The sequence below is a fragment of the Thermus sp. genome (genome assembly GCF_040290245.1).
In the GTDB taxonomy this organism is placed as follows: Bacteria; Deinococcota; Deinococci; order Deinococcales; family Thermaceae; genus Thermus_A.
This window is the reverse complement of record NZ_PSMQ01000041.1, coordinates 1-2,592: the sequence shown is the minus strand read 5'-3', so window position 1 is coordinate 2,592 and position 2,592 is coordinate 1. Positions and strand designations below refer to the sequence as shown.

3 protein-coding genes are annotated in these 2,592 nt (G+C 65.2%); 1 reads left to right on the top strand and 2 read right to left on the bottom strand.

Going from position 1 to position 2,592, the window contains the following annotated elements; genetic code table 11:
* Positions 1-563: fatty acid desaturase (locus C4301_RS06750; protein ID WP_352414337.1), on the top strand; the 563-nt coding region annotated here is incomplete at its 5' end.
* Here the strand turns inward: C4301_RS06750 and purH are convergent.
* Both purH and C4301_RS06740 read right to left on the bottom strand, forming a co-directional pair.
* The gene (gene purH, locus C4301_RS06745) at positions 535-2,031 is read right to left on the bottom strand and encodes a bifunctional phosphoribosylaminoimidazolecarboxamide formyltransferase/IMP cyclohydrolase (RefSeq protein ID WP_352414336.1); all 1,497 of its coding nucleotides are present in this window, start codon (positions 2,029-2,031) and stop codon (positions 535-537) included. The genes C4301_RS06750 and purH overlap by 29 nt on opposite strands.
* A 90-nt stretch (positions 2,032-2,121) precedes the next feature.
* Positions 2,122-2,592, bottom strand: a 471-nt coding sequence (locus tag C4301_RS06740; RefSeq protein WP_352414335.1) for a chromate transporter, incomplete at its 5' end; no start/stop codon positions are given.

Sequence of the window (2,592 nt, the reverse complement as noted above, 5' to 3'; positions counted from 1 at the left end):
TATATGGCTCGGACAAGCCACACCTTCGAAACAGCGTGGCCTTGACCAATCTGGGCATCGCCATTCTCCTCGCGGGCATCGTCCTTCTCTTTGGGGCAAAGACCCTTCTTTTCGTCTATCTCCCCATCCAGTACCTGGCAGGGATGATCGGCATCTTCCTCTTTTACGTCCAGCACCAGTTCGAGGACGCCTACTGGGAGCACGACCCCCGCTGGGAGTACCTGAAGGCGGCCATGGAGGGGAGCACCTATCTGAAACTGCCCAGGCTTCTCCAGTGGCTTACCGGGAACATCGGCTTCCACCACATCCACCACCTGGCCCCCAGGATCCCCAATTATAACCTGGAAAAGGTACAAAAAGAAGTGGACCTGGTCAAGGCCGCCCCCACGGTCACCCTGAAGGACGCCTTCAAGATCGCCTTCGCGGATATGCACCTCCACGACGAGGAGAGCCGGAAGCTGGTGGGCTTCAAGGACGTGGCCCCCCTTCTTCGGCGGATGCAGCGGGGCCTTAAAGGGCGCTCCCAGGGATCGGCTAGTGGCGGAAGTGCCTTACTCCGGTAAACACCATGGCCAGGCCGAGCTCGTCCGCCGCCCTTATGGACTCCTCGTCCCGCAGGCTTCCCCCGGGCTGGACGATGGCGGCAACGCCATGCTGAGCAGCCAGGCGCACCACGTCGTCAAAGGGGAAGAAGGCGTCCGAGGCCAGGACCGCCCCTTCGGCCTGCTTGCCCGCCTGCTCTAGAGCGTGGCGGGCAGCGCTTAAGCGGTTGGTCTGCCCCACCCCGATCCCCAGGGTCTGTCCCCCCTTGGCCACCACGATGGCGTTGGAGCGCACGTGCTTCACCACCTTCCAGGCGAACCAGAGCTCGCCCCAGAGCTCCTCAGCGGGTGCCTTCTTGGTCACCACCTTGGGGGTTACGGGGTCCTGGGTGTCCGCATCCTGGAGGAGCACCCCGCCCCTAAGGCGCCTCAGGTCCAGGTAGGCCCCCTTGGCGGGCCTGGGGACCTCGAGGAGCCTCAGGTTCCTCTTCCGGCCCAGGACCCTAAGCGCCTCCTCGGTAAAGCCCGGGGCCAGGACCACCTCGAGGAAGACGTCCCGCATGGCCTCGGCCACCTGGCCCTCCACCACCCGGTTAAAGGCCACGATGCCCCCAAAGATGGAGATGGGGTCCGCGGCGTAAGCCTTCTGATAGGCCTCGAGGGCATCCCGTCCCAGGGCCACCCCACAGGGGTTCTGGTGCTTGATGGCGACACAGGCGGGCTCCTCGAACTCCGAGACCAGGTTCCAAGCCGCCTCCGCGTCCAGGTAGTTGTTGAAGCTCATGGCCTTGCCCTGGAGGATTCTGGCCTCAAGAAGGGGGCCCTCCTCGCCCACCACCCGGTAAAAAGCCGCCTCCTGGTGGGGGTTTTCCCCGTAGCGCAAGGGGGCCTCCCTTCGCAGGACCAGGAACTTATCCTCGGGGAACTTTTCCCCAGAAAGCCACTCGGCGATCGCGGCGTCATAAAGGGCCGTGTGGGCGAAGGCCTTCCGGGCAAGCCTCCGCCTGAACTCTGGGCTTACCCCTTCCTTGAGGGCCCTGAGCACCTCCGGGTAGTCCTCGGGGTCAGACACCGGGAGGACGGCCTGGTGGTTTTTGGCCGCCGCCCGGAGCAGGGCCGGCCCCCCGATGTCGATCTGCTCTAGGGCCTCCTCAAAGGAAACCCCTCGAGCCACCGCCTCCCGGAAGGGGTAGAGGTTCACCGCCAAGAGATGGATTCGTTCTATACCATGAGCCTTTAGCTCGGCCTCGTGCTCGGGAGTGGGTTTGGCCAAAAGCCCCGCGTGGACCCTCGGGTGAAGGGTTTTGACCCGACCCTCGAGGATCTCGGGAAACCCGGTGACCTCAAAGATGTGAAGGGTGGGGATCCCCGCCCCCTTCAGGGCCCGGTAGGTCCCCCCTGTGGAGATAAGGGTGAAGCCCAGCTCCAAAAGCCCCCGGGCGAACTCCAAAAGCCCCCGCTTGTCCGAAACGGAAAGAAGCGCCCGCATCCCCCCCACTTTATCCGAAGCCACCAGGCTTGGTCGTGTCAAGAAGGAGGCATACCCCTCCGCAAGGCCTTTGGCCAAGCCCTGCGGGCATCACCCCATAAGGGTGTGCGTTAAAAGGCCGACCGCCCCGCCGGCGAGTACCAGCCAGGCCGAGTTCACCCGGAGGCGCAGGAGGAGCACGAGCGAGGCCAGGGCCAGCGCAGCCGTCATCGGGTCGACGATCGCCTCCCGGCCGATCGGCCAGAAGACCCCCGCCATCAGCGCCACCGCGGCCACGTTCACCCCGTCTAACAAAGGCGCCGTCCACCGGGAGGCCCGAAGCCGGGGCACAAAAGGCGCTACCGCGGCCACGAAGAAGAAGGAGGGCAGGAAGATCCCGAGCGTGGCCAGCAGGGCACCCGGCAACCCGGCCACCAGGCACCCGACAAAGGTCGCCGTGGTGAAGAGTGGCCCCGGGGTAAACTGGCCAACGGCCACCGCGCCTTTGGAGCTGTTGGTCGGTGAGCCAGCCCAGCCGCTCGACGAAGTCGCGCCGAAGGAAGGCCAGGAGCACGTACCCGC

Coding starts and splice junctions, on each gene's coding strand:
- purH (WP_352414336.1), bottom strand. CDS start 2,031: ATGCGGGCGCTTCTTTCCGTTTCGGACAAGCGGGGGCTTTTGGAGTTC.